Source organism: Streptomyces sp. B3I8 (assembly GCF_030816915.1).
Classification (GTDB): domain Bacteria; phylum Actinomycetota; class Actinomycetes; order Streptomycetales; family Streptomycetaceae; genus Streptomyces.
The window spans coordinates 3,949,684-3,965,646 of record NZ_JAUSYN010000002.1 but is presented as its reverse complement, the minus strand read 5'-3'; the positions used below and the strand labels follow the sequence as shown (position 1 = coordinate 3,965,646).

Here is a 15,963-nt window from a genome sequence, read left to right as displayed (position 1 = left end):
CCTACCCTTCCCGTCCCTTCAAGGGGTTCCCGTCCCTTCAAGGGCTCCCGCCCCTTGGACCCCGGGTGCCTGGTCAGCCCAGCTTGGTGACGTCGCGGACTGCGCCCTTGTCGGCGCTTGTGGCCATGGCGGCGTAGGCGCGGAGGGCTGTGGAGACCTTGCGGGTGCGGTTGCGGGGCGCGTAGGTGCCGTCGAGGGCCTCGGCGCGGCGGGCGAGTTCCGCCTCGTCGACGAGGAGTTCGATCGTGCGGCCGGGGATGTCGATGCGGATGCGGTCGCCGTCCTCGACGAGCGCGATCGTGCCGCCGGACGCCGCCTCGGGCGAGGCGTGGCCGATGGACAGGCCGGACGTGCCGCCGGAGAAGCGGCCGTCGGTGACCAGCGCGCAGGTCTTCCCCAGGCCCCGGCCCTTGAGGTACGAGGTCGGGTAGAGCATCTCCTGCATGCCGGGGCCGCCCTTGGGGCCCTCGTAGCGGATGACGACGACGTCGCCGTCCTTGATGGTCTTGGTGAGGATCTTCTCGACGGCCTCCTCCTGGGAGTCGCAGACCACCGCGGGGCCTTCGAAGGTCCAGATGGACTCGTCGACGCCTGCCGTCTTCACCACGCAGCCGTCCACCGCGAGGTTGCCGCGCAGGACCGCCAGGCCGCCGTCCTTGGAGTAGGCGTGGTCGGCGGAGCGGATGCAGCCGCCCTCGGCGTCGGTGTCCAGCGCCTCCCAGCGCTCGGACTGCGAGAAGGCCTCGGCGGAGCGGACGCAGCCGGGGGCCGCGTGCCACAGCTCGACCGCCTCGGGGGACGGGGAGCCGCCGCGCACGTCCCAGGTCTTCAGCCAGTCGGAGAGCGAGGGGCTGTGCACCGAGTGCACGTCCTCGTTGAGCAGGCCCGCGCGGTGCAGTTCGCCGAGGAGGGCGGGGATGCCGCCGGCGCGGTGCACGTCCTCCATGTAGTACGTACGGTCCTTGGCGACGTTCGGGGCGACCTTGGCCAGGCACGGCACGCGGCGCGAGACGGCGTCGATCTGCTCCAGGCCGAACTCGACGCCCGCCTCCTGGGCGGCGGCGAGCAGGTGCAGGATCGTGTTGGTGGAGCCGCCCATCGCGATGTCGAGCGCCATGGCGTTCTCGAACGCGGCGAACGTGGCGACGTTGCGCGGCAGGACCGTGTCGTCGTCCTGCTCGTAGTAGCGACGGGTGATGTCCATCACCGTGCGGGCGGCGTTCTCGTACAGCGCCTTGCGGGCCGTGTGGGTGGCGAGGACGGAGCCGTTGCCGGGGAGGGAGAGGCCGATGGCCTCGGTCAGGCAGTTCATCGAGTTGGCGGTGAACATGCCGGAACACGAGCCGCAGGTCGGACAGGCGTTCTCCTCGATACGGAGGATGTCCGCGTCGGAGATCTTGTCGTTGACGGCGTCGGAGATCGCGTCGACCAGGTCGAGCGTGCGGACCGTGCCGTCGACCAGGGTGGCGCGGCCGGACTCCATCGGGCCGCCGGAGACGAAGACCGTCGGGATGTTCAGGCGCAGTGCGGCCATCAGCATGCCCGGGGTGATCTTGTCGCAGTTGGAGATGCAGACCAGGGCGTCGGCGCAGTGCGCCTCGACCATGTACTCCACGCTGTCGGCGATCAGGTCGCGCGAGGGCAGGCTGTAGAGCATGCCGCCGTGGCCCATCGCGATGCCGTCGTCGACGGCGATCGTGTTGAACTCGCGCGGGATGCCGCCGGCCGCGCTGATCGCCTCGGAGACGATCCGGCCGACCGGCTGGAGGTGGGTGTGCCCCGGCACGAACTCCGTGAAGGAGTTGGCGACCGCGATGATCGGCTTACGGCCGATGTCCGCGCCGGGTACACCGGAGGCACGCATAAGGGCGCGGGCGCCCGCCATGTTGCGGCCGTGGGTGACTGTGCGGGACCTCAGCTCGGGCATCGTCGCTCGCTCCTTCGGAGAGTTATGACTGCGGTCGAGCGTACGCCGGTCATCCAGGTGCCGGGACGGGTTGTCCGGAATGCGGGATGCGTGTCTCGGCCACCGCACTGACCTGGAGCGTCACCCACTGCTGCGGAGCGTCACCCGCGCGGCAGGTCCGCGGTCGAGGCCAGGTGGAGGCGGGTGAAGGCCAGGGCCTCCGCCAGGTCCGCCTCGCGCTCGGCGGCGGACATGGCGCGGCGGGTGTTGACCTCGATCACGACGTGGCCGCCGAACCCGGTGCGCGCGAGGTGTTCGAGCACCTCCGCGCACGGCTGTCCGCCGCGGCCGGGCACCAGGTGCTCGTCCTTCGCCGAGCCCTTGCCGTCGGCGAGGTGGACGTGTCCGAGGCGGTCGCCCATGCGGTCGAGCATGGCCAGGGTGTCGGTGCGGGCGGTCGCGGCGTGGCTGAGGTCGATCGTGAAGTGACGGTAGTCGTCCTTGGTGACGTCCCAGTCGGGCGCGTAGGCGAGCATCTCGCGGTCGCGGTACCGCCAGGGGTACATGTTCTCGACGGCGAACCGCACATCGGTCTCGTCGGCCATGCGCCAGACGCCGTCGACGAAGTCGCGCGCGTACTGACGCTGCCAGCGGAACGGGGGGTGGACGACGACCGTGCTCGCCCCGAGTCTCTCGGCGGCGGCGCGGGCCCGCTGCAGCTTGGTCCAGGGGTCGGTGGACCACACGCGCTGCGTGATGAGCAGGCAGGGGGCGTGCACGGCGAGGATCGGTATGCGGTGGTAGTCGCTGAGTCTGCGCAGCGCCTCGATGTCCTGGCTGACCGGGTCGGTCCAGACCATGACCTCGACGCCGTCGTAGCCGAGGCGCGCGGCGATCTCGAAGGCCGTCGCCGTGGACTCCGGGTAGACGGAGGCGGTGGACAGGGCGACCTTCGTTTCCGTGTCCGGGATCTGCACGGGGGGCTCCGCCATGGGGACAGGTTACGGGGTGCGGTCGGGTGGTGTGCGGGCGCCCGCGGGGTGACGGCGCCCGCTGCGGGGCACCGTCCGGGGCGCCCTTCGTCTACGTCCCCATCTGGTCCAGGCTGCGCAGGATGACGCCCTCCCGCAGCGCCCAGGGGCAGATCTCCAGGGACTCCACGGCGAGCAGATCCATCGCGGCCTCGGCGACCAGCGCGCCGGCCACGAGCTGGTGGGCGCGGTCCTCGGCGACGCCGGGAAGCTCGGCGCGCTCCCGCGTGGTCATCGAGGCGAGCCTCGGCACGCACGCCTCCAGGGACTCCCGTTTCAGCTCGCGCTGCACGTACAGACCCTCCGCGGAGCGGGCCGCGCCGCAGATGCGGGCGAGCTGGCGGAAGGTCTTGGACGTGGCCACGACGTGGTCCGGCGGTCCGAACCGGCTGAACTCGCCGACCGTGCGCGCTATCTCCGCGCGCACGTGCTTGCGCAGCGCGCGGACGTCGTCCGGGGCGGGCGGGTCCCCCGGCAGCCGACCGGCGGTCAGCCGGCCCGCGCCCAGCGGCAGCGACACCGCGGCGTCGGGCTGCTCGTCGATGCCGTAGGCGATCTCCAGCGAGCCGCCGCCGATGTCGAGGACCAGCAGCTTCCCCGCCGACCAGCCGAACCAGCGGCGGGCGGCGAGGAACGTGAGCCGCGCCTCCTCCGCGCCGCTGAGCACCTGGAGCTCGACGCCGGTCTCCTCGCGCACCCGGGCGAGGACCTCGTCGGCATTGCGGGCCTCGCGCACCGCGGAGGTGGCGAAGGGCAACAGGTCCTCCACGCCCTTGTCCTCTGCGGCCTGGAGGGCGTCGCGGACGACGGCGACCAGACGGTCGACGCCCTCCGTACCGATCGCCCCGTCGTCGTCGAGGAGTTGGGCGAGCCGTAGCTCCGCCTTGTGCGAGTGCGCGGGCAGCGGGCGGGCGCCGGGGTGCGCGTCCACCACCAGCAGGTGGACCGTGTTCGATCCCACGTCGAGGACACCGAGTCTCATGGACGCAAACGCTACTGCCGACGGGCACTTACCCTGGAGGCGTGCCAAAGACGAAAAACGCGAAGAGCGGCAAGCGGGGCAAAAAGGCCGGGGCCGCGGTGGGCCGTGAGGCCTCTTCGCCGGTGCGCGAGGGTTCCTCCGACGAGAAGGGGCTCGACTTCGCGCGTGCGTGGGTGGAGTTCCCCGACCCGGCCGACGACGAGCAGGTCTTCCGCTGCGACCTGACGTGGCTGACCTCGCGCTGGAACTGCGTCTTCGGCGCCGGCTGCCAGGGCATCGAGGCGGGCCGCGCCGACGACGGGTGCTGCACGCTGGGGGCGCACTTCTCCGACGAGGAGGACGAGGAGCGCGTCGCCGGTCATGTGGCGAGGCTCACGCCGGACATCTGGCAGCACCACGACGAGGGGCTGCGGGGCGGCTGGGTCGCGGAGACCGGCGAGGACGGTGAGGGTTCCCGGCAGACCCGCCCGTTCCAGGGCTCGTGCATCTTCCAGAACCGTCCCGGTTTCGCGGGCGGCGCCGGCTGCTCGCTGCACATCCTGGCGCTGCGCGAGGGGCGCGAGCCGCTGGAGACCAAGCCGGACGTGTGCTGGCAGCTTCCGGTGCGGCGCACGTACGACTGGATCGACCGGCCCGACGACACCCGCGTGCTGCAGGTGTCGATCGGCGAGTACGACCGCCGGGGCTGGGGCCCGGGCGGGCACGACCTGCACTGGTGGTGCACGTCGGCGACCTCGGCGCACGGCGCGGGCGACCCGGTGTACGTGTCCTACCGGGCGGAGCTGACCGAGCTGATGGGCAAGGCCGGGTACGACCGGCTGGTCGAGCTGTGCGAGGAGCGGCTGGCCCGGGGGCTGCCGCTGGTGGCACCGCATCCGGCGGATCCGGTGTCGGTGGAGTCGGTGTCGGTGTCGGTTTCGGTGGAGTCGGCGGGCCCGGTGGACCCGGCGGTCTGAGCGCATCGCCCTGAGCTCACCCTCCTGCGCGCACCCCTGAGCCCTCCGGGTGGATGCGAGCCCCGCGCGGCGCTCACGGCGCGGGGCTCGCCCCGTCCGCGGGGTCCGTCCGGGGCGTGGGACCGCCGTCGCCGGGCGGTGTGACGGGGGCGGTGGTGCTCGGGGCCGGCGTCGGGTCGTCGGGCGTGGAGCCGGGGCCGGGGTCGGACGCGCCCGGGGTGGCGGTGGGCCGCGGGTGGTGGTGAGGGTGATGGTGGTGGTGCTGGTGGCCGCGGGGCGGCGCCGGGGGGTCGGTGGCCGGGGCTGCGGAACCGGCCGTGCCGTAGCCGTCGATGGTGACCTTCGTGCCGCCGGGGGCGAGCGTCACGCCGGCGCGCCACGGGCCGACGGGCTCGCGCAGGTGGTCGACGTACACCCGTACGGTCACGGACTCGCCGGGCGCGAGGGTGCCGGAGGAGCGGCTCGGATAGAGCCAGGGCGCGGTGGTCCTCACCGTCCAGCGCACCGGTGAGCCGCCGGCGGCCCGCAGGGTGATCAGGGTCGTCGTGCCGCTGCTCTCCGCGTCGACCGTGAGGCGGCCGGCGACGCGGGCGGCGTCCGGTCCGCCGTCCACCACGGCGACGTCCACGTCGGCCGGGCGGCGGCCGGAACGGCGCGGGCCCCGGGATTCCCGGGCTTCACGGGAGTCGCGGCTCACGCGCGCGTTGCCCGCGTTCTCGTACGTGTCCCCCGTGCCGCCGTCGGCCGCTCCCGGGTCCGGGACCTCACCGGCGGTGGCGGGGCGGCCGTCCGTGCCCTCGCCGATCAGCGGGGCGCCCCGGTAGGCGGCCCACAGCGCCAGGACGGGGGCCGCGACGACCGTGGCGACGACCGTCGTGGTGAGCGCCCGGGCGCGCAGGCGTTCGCGGCGGGCCGCGTGGTCGCCGGGGTCCATCGGGAAGCCGCGGCGGTCGAAGCGGGGACCCCTGCCGCGTACCCGCGGGTGGTGGGCCGCCGCCGCGCGCAGGGCGGCGCGGGGTGCGGGCAGGACGGGCAGTTCGTCGGGGGTGACGGTGGCGCCGGGCCAGGTGCCGGGCAGGACGCGTTCGGCGGTGCGGCGGCACCGGGGGCAGTCGTCGACGTGCCGGACGAGCTCGGTGCGCAGCGCGGTGCCGAGGACGACCCGGCGGTCGCCGGTGAGGTGGGCGACGCCGGGGCAGGTGCCGGTCTCCACCACGGCGAGGGCGGCACGGGTGCGTTCCACCTCGCAGGCGGCGGAGGCGAGCAGTTCCCGGGCGGCTGCGAGGTCCTGGCCGAGGACGGCGGCGACCTCGTGGGCGGCGAGCCGGTGGCGCACGGCCAGTTCGAGCGCCTCCCGCTGTTCGGGGGTGGTGCCGGCGGCCTCCGGCCAGGCCAGCAGCGCCAGCTCGCGGCGGCGGCGCTCGCGGGTGTCCGGTGTGAGGTCCGTCGCCCCGGGGGTCGTGGCGAGCGCGGTGGCGGCGCGCCGGTCGGCGGCGTCCCTGGCGGCGGTCGCACCCACGGCGGCGCCCTTGGCCGGGGCGCCCCGGCCGCCGGGACCGGCCGCGTGGGTCGCCGTGCGAGGAGCCGCGTGGGTCGCCGTACGGGTGGCCGCGCCACGGGGACCGGACTCCGCGAGCCGGCGCCGGCAGGCCCAGCGGGCCAGCGCGTACAGCCAGGCGCGGCGGTCGGCGGCGGCCTCCGGACCGTGCCGGCCGCGCCGGTCGGCCACGGCGAGGACGTCGCCGAGGGCGGCGATCGCCGCGTCGTGGTCGCACAGGGCCGACAGGCAGTAGGTGAACAGACCGTCCAGAGGGGGTTCGAGCCGCGTGGAGGGGCGCGCGGACGTGCGCACGCTCCCCTGCGCCTGCGCCGGGCGCGAGCCGGGGGTGTACGTGGAGGTCTCCGGGCCACTGCTCATCACCCGAGCGACCGTAGGCGCCCGCACCCTGTCCGTTCTCACCCCTTCCGCACTTTTACTCCGTACGGGTGAAACGATCCCTCATCCGAGTGCGGGGTGCCGTCCCGGCGGGTTCCTGTGCGGTCGCCGGGGTGGGGGCCGGCCGAGTTCCACCGCGCCTCCCCGGCCCCGCTGTCAGTGCCCCCCGCTACGGTTTCCGCATGGCTGCCCGTACCAAGACCACCAAGGACCGTCCCTCCTACCGCTGCACGGAGTGCGGTTGGCAGACGGCCAAGTGGCTCGGCCGCTGCCCCGAATGCCAGGCCTGGGGCACCGTCGAGGAGTACGGCACCCCCGCCGTCCGTACGACGGCGCCCGGCCGCGTCACCACCTCGGCCCTGCCCATCGCCGAGGTCGACGGCCGCCAGGCCACCGCCCGCTCCACCGGCGTCCCCGAACTCGACCGTGTGCTCGGCGGCGGCCTGGTCCCCGGCGCGGTCGTGCTCCTCGCGGGCGAACCCGGCGTCGGCAAGTCGACGCTCCTGCTGGACGTCGCGGCCAAGGCCGCCGGCCCCGAACACCGCACCCTCTACGTCACGGGCGAGGAGTCCGCGAGCCAGGTCCGGATGCGCGCCGACCGCATCAAGGCGCTCGACGACCACCTGTACCTCGCCGCCGAGACCGATCTCGCCGCCGTCCTCGGCCACTTGGACGAGGTCAAGCCGTCCCTGCTGATCGTCGACTCCGTGCAGACGGTCGCCTCTCCGGAGATCGACGGCGCGCCCGGCGGCATGGCCCAGGTCCGCGAGGTGGCCGGCGCCCTCATCCGCGCCTCCAAGGAGCGCGGCATGGCCACGCTCCTGGTGGGCCACGTCACGAAGGACGGCGCCATCGCGGGCCCCCGCCTCCTCGAACACCTCGTGGACGTGGTGCTGTCCTTCGAGGGCGACCGCCACGCCCGCCTGCGCCTCGTACGCGGCGTCAAGAACCGGTACGGCGCCACGGACGAGGTCGGCTGCTTCGAACTGCACGACGAGGGCATCGTGGGCCTGGCCGACCCCAGCGGCCTGTTCCTCACCCGGCGCGACGAACCGGTGCCCGGCACCTGCCTGACCGTCACCCTGGAGGGCCGCCGCCCGCTGGTCACCGAGGTGCAGTCGCTCACGGTCGACTCCCAGCTCCCCTCGCCCCGGCGCACCACCTCGGGGCTGGAGACCTCCCGCGTCTCGATGGTGCTCGCCGTGCTCGAACAGCGCGGCCGGATCAGCGCGCTGGGCAAGCGGGACATCTACACGGCCACGGTCGGCGGGGTGAAACTCTCGGAGCCCGCCGCCGACCTCGCCATAGCCCTCGCGCTCGCCTCCGCCGCGACCGACACCCCCCTGCCGAAGAACCTCGTCGCGATCGGCGAGGTGGGCCTGGCGGGCGAGGTGAGACGGGTCACGGGCGTGCAGCGCAGGCTGGCCGAGGCGCACCGCCTGGGCTTCACACATGCCCTGGTCCCGGGCGATCCGGGGAAGGTCCCACCGGGCATGAAGGTGCTGGAAGTGGCGGACATGGGGGACGCGCTGCGGGTGCTGCCGCGCTCCCGTGGCCGAGAGGCCCCGCAGGAGCGGGAGGACCGCCGGTAGACTTTGCCCTGGTCTCGCCCGTCCGTACGAACCGAGAGTGCGACACGGAGCGCCCCAGAACCGCGACCGGAGGAGTGCAGTGGCAGCCAACGACCGGGCGGCAGCTCCCGGAAAATCCGGTGGGAGTTCCGGTACCGACGGCCTGATGCGCGCCTCCCTGAGCGCCGTGGCGCCGGGCACGAGCCTGCGCGACGGACTGGAGCGGGTGCTGCGCGGCAACACCGGCGGACTCATCGTGCTCGGCTCCGACAAGACCGTCGAGTCGATGTGCACGGGCGGTTTCGTCCTCGACGTCGAGTTCACGGCGACGCGGCTGCGCGAGCTGTGCAAGCTCGACGGCGGCATCGTGCTCTCCTCCGACCTGTCGAAGATCCTCCGCGCGGGAGTGCAGTTGCTGCCCGACCCGACGATCCCCACGGAGGAGACCGGCACCCGGCACCGCACCGCGGACCGGGTCAGCAAGCAGGTCAAGTACCCCGTGGTCTCGGTCTCCCAGTCGATGCGCCTGATCGCGCTGTACGTCGACGGGCAGCGCCGGGTGCTGGAGGACTCGGCGGCGATCCTGTCCCGCGCCAACCAGGCGCTGGCCACGCTGGAGCGGTACAAGCTCCGCCTGGACGAGGTGGCGGGCACGCTGTCGGCGCTGGAGATCGAGGACCTGGTGACGGTCCGGGACGTCTCGGCGGTCGCGCAGCGCCTGGAGATGGTCCGCCGCATCGCCACCGAGATCGCCGAGTACGTGGTCGAGCTCGGCACCGACGGCCGTCTTCTCGCCCTCCAGCTCGACGAGTTGATCGCGGGCGTGGAACCCGAGCGCGAACTGGTCGTGCGGGACTACGTCCCCGAGCCCACCGCCAAGCGTTCCCGCACGGTCGACGAGGCCCTCGCCGAGCTCGACGCGCTGAGCCACGCGGAACTGCTGGAGCTGTCCACGGTCGCCCGCGCGCTCGGCTACACCGGCTCCCCCGAGGCGCTGGACTCCGCCGTCTCGCCGCGCGGCTTCCGGCTGCTGGCGAAGGTGCCCCGGTTGCCCGGCGCGATCATCGACCGCCTGGTCGAGCACTTCGGCGGCCTGCAGAAGCTGCTCGCCGCGAGCGTCGACGACCTGCAGACGGTCGACGGCGTCGGCGAGGCCCGCGCCCGCAGCGTCCGCGAGGGCCTGTCCCGGCTCGCGGAGTCGTCGATCCTGGAGCGGTACGTCTGAGACCGGCGCGGCACGTCCGGGGTGAGGGGCGCGGCTGCCGCCGGCCCCCGCGCCGGTACGGCCGCACGAAACCGAACGGGGCCGTGCGGGGCCGTGCCCTTCGCCGGGACGAACCGCACGAACCGTACGGTCAGTCCTTGGCCAGGACGAACGACGTCTGCGCCTTGTCGAACCCGGTGGCCTTCGCCTCCACGAGGTACGTGCCCGCCGACGCCTTGCCCGCCTTCGGCGTCGCGCAGTGCGGGGCGCTCGGCTCGCGGTCCCACTTCACCGTGTACGTCGCGCTGCCCTCGGCCGGCACCCGGAAGAGGACGCTGCCGGCGCCCTTGGGGCAGTCGTCGGAGGCCCAGAAGTCGTCGTCCTCACCCGTCTGAGTGATCGTCACCACCACGTGGCGCGGGCCGAGATCGACCTTGCAGTCACCGGCGGAGGTGTTGTGGGCCGTCAGTCGCAGGGTGGGGGTCTGCTCGGGGGCGTAGGCGTTGTGGACGCTGCTGACGGTCAACTTCACCGACCCGGCGGTGCAGTCGGGCAACGTGGAGCCGGCGGGCACCTGTTCGCCGCTGACCCCGCCGCCGCCGGCCGCGCCGCCGCCCTCCGCACCGCCGGCGGAACCGCCGCTTCCGGTGCCCGAGCCGTCGCTGTCGCCGGAGCCGGCCGAACCGTCCGAGCCACCCGAGCCGCCGTCGCTGTCGCCGCCCGACTCGTCGCGGCCGCCCGGGTGTTGGCTGATCGCGGGACCCGAGCTGGAGGGTCCCGGGGTGATCGAGGGCGCGGGATTCTTGCCGTCGCCACCGCCCTCGCTCTTCTTCCCGCCACCTCCGCCGAGGGCGACGATCCATACGACGAGGAGTGCCAGCACCCCGACTACGGCAAGGAGAACGGCCCTCCGACGCCAGTAGATGGAGGAGGGGAGCGGCCCGACCGGATTGCGCAGAGATCCCACGGCCCAAACCTTACGAGAGAACACTCGCCCAACTGGCCGTCACCCGCCGCCCGACGGCAACTTTTCCGGATCATCATCTGTTCCAACGAACCTCGGCCCGCCCGGAAGGGCCCGGACGGGCGCCGACGCGGAACTACGCGGTTGTCCGCGCCCGCGCCGAGCCGCGAGGCCGACACGGCGCCCCGTACCTCTCACCGCGATCCGGTCACGACACCCGGACACCCCGCCGGGGCGACACGCCGCACCACGCCCCCGCCCCGTGGCAGGATCGAAACCGCCATGACAGCACCCACCGCGCACACCACAGACGCCCCCACCGCCGCCTCCCCCACGACCCACCCCATCCCCACCCCCGCCGCGGACCCCACGCCCCCGGCGGCCCCCGCCGTCACCGGGGGACACCTGCACACCCCTGTCATCGCCTGGTTCGAGGCGCACGCCCGGGACCTCCCCTGGCGCCGCCCCGACGCCGGGCCCTGGGGCGTGATGGTCAGCGAGTTCATGCTCCAGCAGACCCCGGTCAACCGCGTCCTGCCGGTCTACGAGCAGTGGCTCGCGCGCTGGCCGCGCCCCGCCGACCTCGCCAAAGAGGCGCCCGGCGAGGCCGTCCGCGCCTGGGGCCGCCTCGGCTACCCCCGCCGCGCGCTGCGGTTGCACGGCGCGGCCGTCGCCATAACGGAACGGCACGGCGGTGACGTCCCCACCGACCACGCCCAGCTGCTCGCGCTGCCCGGCATCGGCGAGTACACCGCCGCGGCGGTGGCGTCGTTCGCGTACGGCCAGCGGCACGCCGTGCTGGACACCAACGTCCGCCGCGTGCTCGCCCGCGCGGTCACCGGCGTCCAGTACCCGCCGAACGCGACCACGGCCGCCGAGCGCAAGCTGGCCCGCGCCCTGCTGCCGGAGGACGAGCACACGGCCTCCCGCTGGGCGGCGGCGTCGATGGAGCTCGGCGCGCTGGTGTGCACGGCGAAGAACGAGAGCTGCCACCGCTGCCCGATCGCCGACCGGTGCGCCTGGCACGTCGCGGGCAAGCCCGCGCACGACGGCCCGCCGCGCCGCGTCCAGTCGTACGCGGGTACGGACCGTCAGGTGCGCGGCCGGCTGCTCGCCGTGCTCCGGGAGGCCGCGCACCCCGTTCCGCAGGCGGCCCTGGACCGGGTGTGGAACGAACCGGTGCAGCGCGCCCGCGCGCTGGACGGTCTGGTCTCCGACGGACTGGTCGAGCCGCTGCCCGGCGGCCGGTACCGCCTTCCCCTGAGCTGAGCCCGCGTCGCACATGAGCTGACCCCGCGTCGCACCCGGGCTCGGCCCGGGGGCGGCCCCCGCCCGGAGCCGGGCCGGTACCGCGATGCGGGCGTTGTTCTCTACCCACGCTTCCCCGTCCCACACCCCACCGACAGCGACGTCACAGTCCACCGTGACGCGGCCCGCCCGTCACCCCCACCACGGATCCCCCCATAGCGGCATTGATCACCCCCTCCCTTTAGCCCACGCTTACTTCCGTTACACAACCGACGGACAGCCGAGCGCCGTCCGCAGGCTTCCTCGGACAGCCTCGTGACAACGCCTCCGTAGTTTTCTTCTCGTACCCGGCGAGGACAGGACGGCCGGAACGGAGAACCGACGACACGTCGGCGCGGGGCGCGGGAGGCGATGGACATGACGCAGGTTCAGGGCGAGGTGCTCGAGTTCGAGGAGTACGTCCGCACACGGCAGGACGCGCTGCTGCGCAGTGCGCGCCGGCTGGTGCCCGACCCGGTCGACGCCCAGGATCTCCTGCAGACCGCGCTCGTACGGACGTACGGCCGATGGGAGGGCATCGCCGACAAGCGTCTGGCCGACGCCTATCTGCGCCGGGTCATGATCAACACCCGGACCGAGTGGTGGCGCGCCCGCAAGCTGGAGGAAGTGCCCACCGAGCAGCTCCCGGACGCCTCCGTCGACGACTCGGCCGAGCAGCACGCGGACCGCGCCCTGCTGATGGACGTCCTCAAGGTTCTCGCTCCCAAGCAACGCAGCGTCGTGGTGCTGCGACACTGGGAGCAGATGACCACGGAGGAGACCGCCGCCGCCCTCGGCATGTCGGCCGGCACGGTGAAGAGCACGCTGCACCGGGCGCTCGCCCGGCTCCGCGAGGAGCTGGAGTCCCGCGATCTGGACGCACGGGCGCTGGAGCGTGAGGAGCGGGAGCGTTGCGCGGCCTAGGACCTGTCCGGGGCAGAGGGATCGGATGGCCCGGCAGGGCCCTCAAGGCGGTGATCGCGGCAGTGGCCGTGATCGCCGCCCTCGGCCTTTTGGTCTCCGCGTGCGCCACGGGCGGGACCGGCGCCCGGGACGAGGGCCCGGCGGGCAGCGAAACACTCGCCCCGGTCTCCTCGCCGTCGCGTTCGGGTCCGGGGGCGCGGTCGGTGCCGAAGCCGGCGTCGCCCTCGGAGTCGGTGCCCGCCCCGGCCGAGCAGGAGAAGCAGCGCGGGATCGCGGTCAAGCTCGTGCTGAGCGACCCCGAGGTCAGTCCGGCGGTGAAACGCCAGCTCAAGCCGTGCGTCGCGGACGAGTACCCGGTGGACGTGTCGTACGGCGGGCTGACCCATGGATCCGCGGACGACATCGTGGTGAACGTGATGACATGTGGAGACGCGGTGGGCGTCGGCGCCTACGTGTACCGCCTGGACGATCATGGGTACGACAATGTGTTCAAGGCGGAGGATCCGCCGGTCTACGCGGAGATCGACCGGGGCGACCTGGTCGTGACCCAGCAGCTGTACCGCAAGGGGGACTCGCTGACCTACCCGTCCAGCGAGGAGGTCGTCACCTACCGCTGGTCGGCGAACCGCTTCGTCCCGCAGTCACGGGTGCGCAACGACTACAGCAACGCGGTGGACCAGGACGCGACAGCGGCGCCCAGCACCGGCTGAGGCCCGGCCACGGGCCAGAGCCCCGGGTCCGCCCGCACGCGGGTCGGGGCAGCAGCACAATGGGCCCACCCGGCCCACCAGGCGAACGCACCCGGCACCACCAGCACCACCAGCACCACCGGACACTCCCACACTTCCCTTCGACCGAGAGCACCGATGCCAGAGCAGACCCATGTCCTGTTCGTGGAGGACGACGACGTCATCCGTGAGGCCACGCAACTGGCGCTGGAGCGTGACGGCTTCGCGGTCACCGCCATGCCCGACGGGCTGTCGGGCCTGGAGTCGTTCCGCGCCCGGCGCCCCGACATCGCGCTGCTGGACGTGATGGTGCCGGGGCTCGACGGGGTGAGCCTGTGCCGGCGCATCCGGGACGAGTCGAACGTTCCGGTGATCATGCTCTCGGCACGCGCCGACTCCATCGACGTCGTCCTCGGTCTGGAGGCGGGCGCCGACGACTACGTGACCAAGCCGTTCGACGGGGCCGTGCTGGTCGCCCGGATCCGCGCGGTGCTGCGCCGCTTCGGGCACGCGGGGGGCATCCGCGGGGACGAGCCGGACGCGGTGGCCGAGGGCGGGGTGCTCACCTTCGGCGAACTGGAGGTGGACACCAGCGGCATGGAGGTGCGCCGCTCCGGGCGCCCGGTGTCGCTCACGCCGACCGAGATGCGGCTGCTGCTGGAGTTCTCCGCGGCGCCGAACACGGTGCTGTCGCGGGACAAACTGCTGGAGCGGGTGTGGGACTACGGCTGGGGCGGGGACACCCGCGTCGTCGACGTCCATGTGCAGCGGCTGCGGACGAAGATCGGCCAGGACCGGATCGAGACGGTCCGCGGCTTCGGCTACAAACTGAAGGCCTGAGCGGGGCGGGGGATGCGGAGGATGTTTCGGCGCCGAGGGCGGTCCGGCGGCGCGGCGGGGGGCGGTGTGCCGCACGCGCGCGGTGCCGCCGACGACGACGGCGTGACCGGCACTGCGGACGGGCCGTACGGTACCGGTACCGATGCGGGTGATCCGTACGTGACGTACCTCGGCGGGCCGGAGTCGCACGGCGCGGAACCGCGCGAGCCGGGCGGGTCCCGCACCGGCGTGCGCGCCCCCGGGGCGCCCGACCTGGCCGCGCCCGGGTCCGGTCCGCGCGCCCTCGGTATGCGTACGGGACTGCGGTGGAAGCTCAGCGCGGCGATCGCCCTGGTCGGCGCGCTCGTGGCGGTCGCCCTGAGCCTGGTGGTGCACAACGCGGCGCGCGTCTCGATGCTGGACAACTCACGCGATCTGGCCGACGAGCGGATCCAGGTGGCACAGCGTATGTACGAGTCCGGGCGCACCCAGGCCTTCGGGGTCAAGGTCGACGACCCGGGCATCCCCCGGGATCTGCTGATGAGGGTCAAGCAGGGCCGGCGGGCCACCTACGTGGCGGAGGGGCTGCACGGGGTGCCGGACATCTGGGCGGCCGTGCCGCTCAAGGACGGCAGGGTGCTGTCGCTGCAGACCACCTTCACGGACCGCAGCGCCAGCGTGATCGACGACCTCGACGAGGCGCTGCTGATCGGCTCGATCGCGGTCGTCCTCGGCGGTAGCGCGCTCGGCGTGCTCATCGGCGGACAGATGTCGCGCCGGCTGCGCAAGGCGGCGGCCGCGGCGAACCGGGTCGCCATGGGCGAGCGGGACGTACGGGTGCGGGACTCGATCGGCGGCGTCGTACGGGACGAGACGGACGATCTCGCGCGGGCGGTGGACGCGATGGCGGAGGCGCTGCAGCAGCGCATCGAGGCGGAGCGCCGGGTGACCGCGGACATCGCGCACGAGCTGCGCACCCCGGTGACGGGTCTGCTCACGGCGGCCGAGCTGCTGCCGCCGGGCCGGCCGACCGAGCTGGTGCTCGACCGGGCGAAGGCGATGCGGACGCTGGTCGAGGACGTGCTGGAGGTGGCCCGGCTGGACGGGGCGTCGGAGCGGGCCGAGCTCCAGGACATCCTGCTCGGGCAGTTCGTGACCCGGCGGGTGGCGGCGAAGGACGCGGACATCGAGGTGACGGTGGTGCACGAGTCGGCGGTCACCACGGACCCGCGCCGGCTGGAGCGTGTGCTGTTCAACCTGCTGGCGAACGCGGCACGGCACGGCCGGCCGCCGGTGCGGGTGGCGGTGGAGGGCCGGGTGATCCGGGTGCGGGACCACGGGCCCGGCTTCCCCGCGGAGCTGCTGGAGGAGGGGCCGAGCCGGTTCCGCACCGGCAGCCCCGACCGGGCCGGCCGGGGTCACGGCCTGGGCCTGACGATCGCGGCGGGCCAGGCGCGGGTGCTGGGCGCCCGTCTCACCTTCCGCAATGTGCGCGCCCCGGGGGCTCCCGAGACGGGCCCCGCCCAAGGGGCGATGGCGGTCCTCTGGCTCCCGGAGCACGCCCCCACCAACACCGGCAGCTACCCGATGCTGCCGCAGGAGGCCCCGTAGGGGACGCGCCGGGAGCCGGGCGGCCGCCGTACCCGCTCCCCGGA

The 15,963-nt window shown here is 73.7% G+C and carries 13 protein-coding genes; 8 read left to right on the top strand and 5 right to left on the bottom strand.

Going from position 1 to position 15,963, the window contains the following annotated elements; all coding sequences use genetic code 11:
- Positions 1–73 precede the first annotated feature (73 nt).
- The 3 genes from ilvD to QFZ64_RS19745 form a co-directional block, all read right to left on the bottom strand.
- The gene (gene ilvD, locus QFZ64_RS19755; protein ID WP_307067577.1) at positions 74–1,927 is read right to left on the bottom strand and encodes a dihydroxy-acid dehydratase; all 1,854 of its coding nucleotides are present in this window, start codon (positions 1,925–1,927) and stop codon (positions 74–76) included.
- Positions 1,928–2,067: 140 nt separating this feature from the next.
- On the bottom strand, positions 2,068–2,898 hold the full coding sequence (locus QFZ64_RS19750; RefSeq protein WP_307067575.1) for a sugar phosphate isomerase/epimerase: 831 nt from the start codon (positions 2,896–2,898) through the stop codon (positions 2,068–2,070).
- A gap of 91 nt (positions 2,899–2,989) precedes the next feature.
- On the bottom strand, positions 2,990–3,919 hold the full coding sequence (locus tag QFZ64_RS19745; protein WP_307067573.1) for a Ppx/GppA phosphatase family protein: 930 nt from the start codon (positions 3,917–3,919) through the stop codon (positions 2,990–2,992).
- Between the two features lie 41 nt (positions 3,920–3,960).
- On the opposite strand from QFZ64_RS19745, the gene QFZ64_RS19740 reads away from it, so the two are divergent.
- Positions 3,961–4,875 carry a hypothetical protein gene (locus tag QFZ64_RS19740; protein WP_373430636.1) on the top strand — a complete coding sequence of 305 codons (915 nt, stop codon included), beginning with the start codon at positions 3,961–3,963 and terminating at the stop codon, positions 4,873–4,875.
- A gap of 73 nt (positions 4,876–4,948) precedes the next feature.
- Here the strand turns inward: QFZ64_RS19740 and QFZ64_RS19735 are convergent, their stop codons facing one another.
- Positions 4,949–6,793, bottom strand: coding sequence for a hypothetical protein (locus QFZ64_RS19735; RefSeq protein ID WP_307067571.1), 1,845 nt, complete (start codon positions 6,791–6,793; stop codon positions 4,949–4,951).
- A gap of 200 nt (positions 6,794–6,993) precedes the next feature.
- Here QFZ64_RS19735 and radA point away from each other — a divergent pair, with 200 nt between their 5' ends.
- Together radA and disA are read left to right on the top strand one after the other, a co-directional pair.
- Complete coding sequence (radA, locus tag QFZ64_RS19730; protein ID WP_307067568.1) at positions 6,994–8,403, top strand: DNA repair protein RadA; 1,410 nt, start codon at positions 6,994–6,996, stop codon at positions 8,401–8,403.
- 79 nt (positions 8,404–8,482) lie between these two features.
- Positions 8,483–9,607, top strand: coding sequence for a DNA integrity scanning diadenylate cyclase DisA (gene disA, locus QFZ64_RS19725; protein ID WP_307067567.1), 1,125 nt, complete (start codon positions 8,483–8,485; stop codon positions 9,605–9,607).
- A 130-nt stretch (positions 9,608–9,737) separates the two neighbouring features.
- Here disA and QFZ64_RS19720 read toward each other — a convergent pair whose 3' ends face one another.
- Complete coding sequence (locus tag QFZ64_RS19720) at positions 9,738–10,553, bottom strand: hypothetical protein (RefSeq protein WP_307067565.1); 816 nt, start codon at positions 10,551–10,553, stop codon at positions 9,738–9,740.
- Positions 10,554–10,832: 279 nt separating this feature from the next.
- On the opposite strand from QFZ64_RS19720, the gene QFZ64_RS19715 reads away from it, so the two are divergent.
- From QFZ64_RS19715 to cseC, 5 genes are all read left to right on the top strand, one after another.
- Positions 10,833–11,819: an A/G-specific adenine glycosylase gene (locus QFZ64_RS19715; RefSeq protein WP_307067564.1), complete on the top strand. Its 987-nt coding sequence runs from the start codon at positions 10,833–10,835 to the stop codon at positions 11,817–11,819.
- Positions 11,820–12,209: 390 nt separating this feature from the next.
- Entirely contained in the window at positions 12,210–12,761 is a 552-nt protein-coding gene (locus QFZ64_RS19710) for a SigE family RNA polymerase sigma factor (protein WP_373430635.1), read from the top strand.
- Positions 12,749–13,471 (top strand): hypothetical protein, encoded by a 723-nt coding sequence (locus QFZ64_RS19705; RefSeq protein ID WP_373430634.1) that lies wholly within the window; start codon positions 12,749–12,751, stop codon positions 13,469–13,471. Before QFZ64_RS19710 ends, QFZ64_RS19705 begins: the two co-directional genes overlap by 13 nt.
- Before the next feature lie 156 nt (positions 13,472–13,627).
- Positions 13,628–14,329 (top strand): two-component system response regulator CseB, encoded by a 702-nt coding sequence (gene cseB / locus QFZ64_RS19700; RefSeq protein ID WP_307067558.1) that lies wholly within the window; start codon positions 13,628–13,630, stop codon positions 14,327–14,329.
- A gap of 21 nt (positions 14,330–14,350) precedes the next feature.
- Complete coding sequence (gene cseC, locus QFZ64_RS19695; protein WP_307067557.1) at positions 14,351–15,919, top strand: two-component system sensor histidine kinase CseC; 1,569 nt, start codon at positions 14,351–14,353, stop codon at positions 15,917–15,919.
- Positions 15,920–15,963 lie beyond the last annotated feature (44 nt).

Coding starts and splice junctions, on each gene's coding strand:
- ilvD (WP_307067577.1), bottom strand. CDS start 1,927: ATGCCCGAGCTGAGGTCCCGCACAGTCACCCACGGCCGCAACATGGCG.
- QFZ64_RS19750 (WP_307067575.1), bottom strand. CDS start 2,898: ATGGCGGAGCCCCCCGTGCAGATCCCGGACACGGAAACGAAGGTCGCC.
- QFZ64_RS19745 (WP_307067573.1), bottom strand. CDS start 3,919: ATGAGACTCGGTGTCCTCGACGTGGGATCGAACACGGTCCACCTGCTG.
- QFZ64_RS19735 (WP_307067571.1), bottom strand. CDS start 6,793: ATGAGCAGTGGCCCGGAGACCTCCACGTACACCCCCGGCTCGCGCCCG.
- radA (WP_307067568.1), top strand. CDS start 6,994: ATGGCTGCCCGTACCAAGACCACCAAGGACCGTCCCTCCTACCGCTGC.
- QFZ64_RS19715 (WP_307067564.1), top strand. CDS start 10,833: ATGACAGCACCCACCGCGCACACCACAGACGCCCCCACCGCCGCCTCC.
- QFZ64_RS19710 (WP_373430635.1), top strand. CDS start 12,210: ATGGACATGACGCAGGTTCAGGGCGAGGTGCTCGAGTTCGAGGAGTAC.
- cseB (WP_307067558.1), top strand. CDS start 13,628: ATGCCAGAGCAGACCCATGTCCTGTTCGTGGAGGACGACGACGTCATC.
- cseC (WP_307067557.1), top strand. CDS start 14,351: ATGTTTCGGCGCCGAGGGCGGTCCGGCGGCGCGGCGGGGGGCGGTGTG.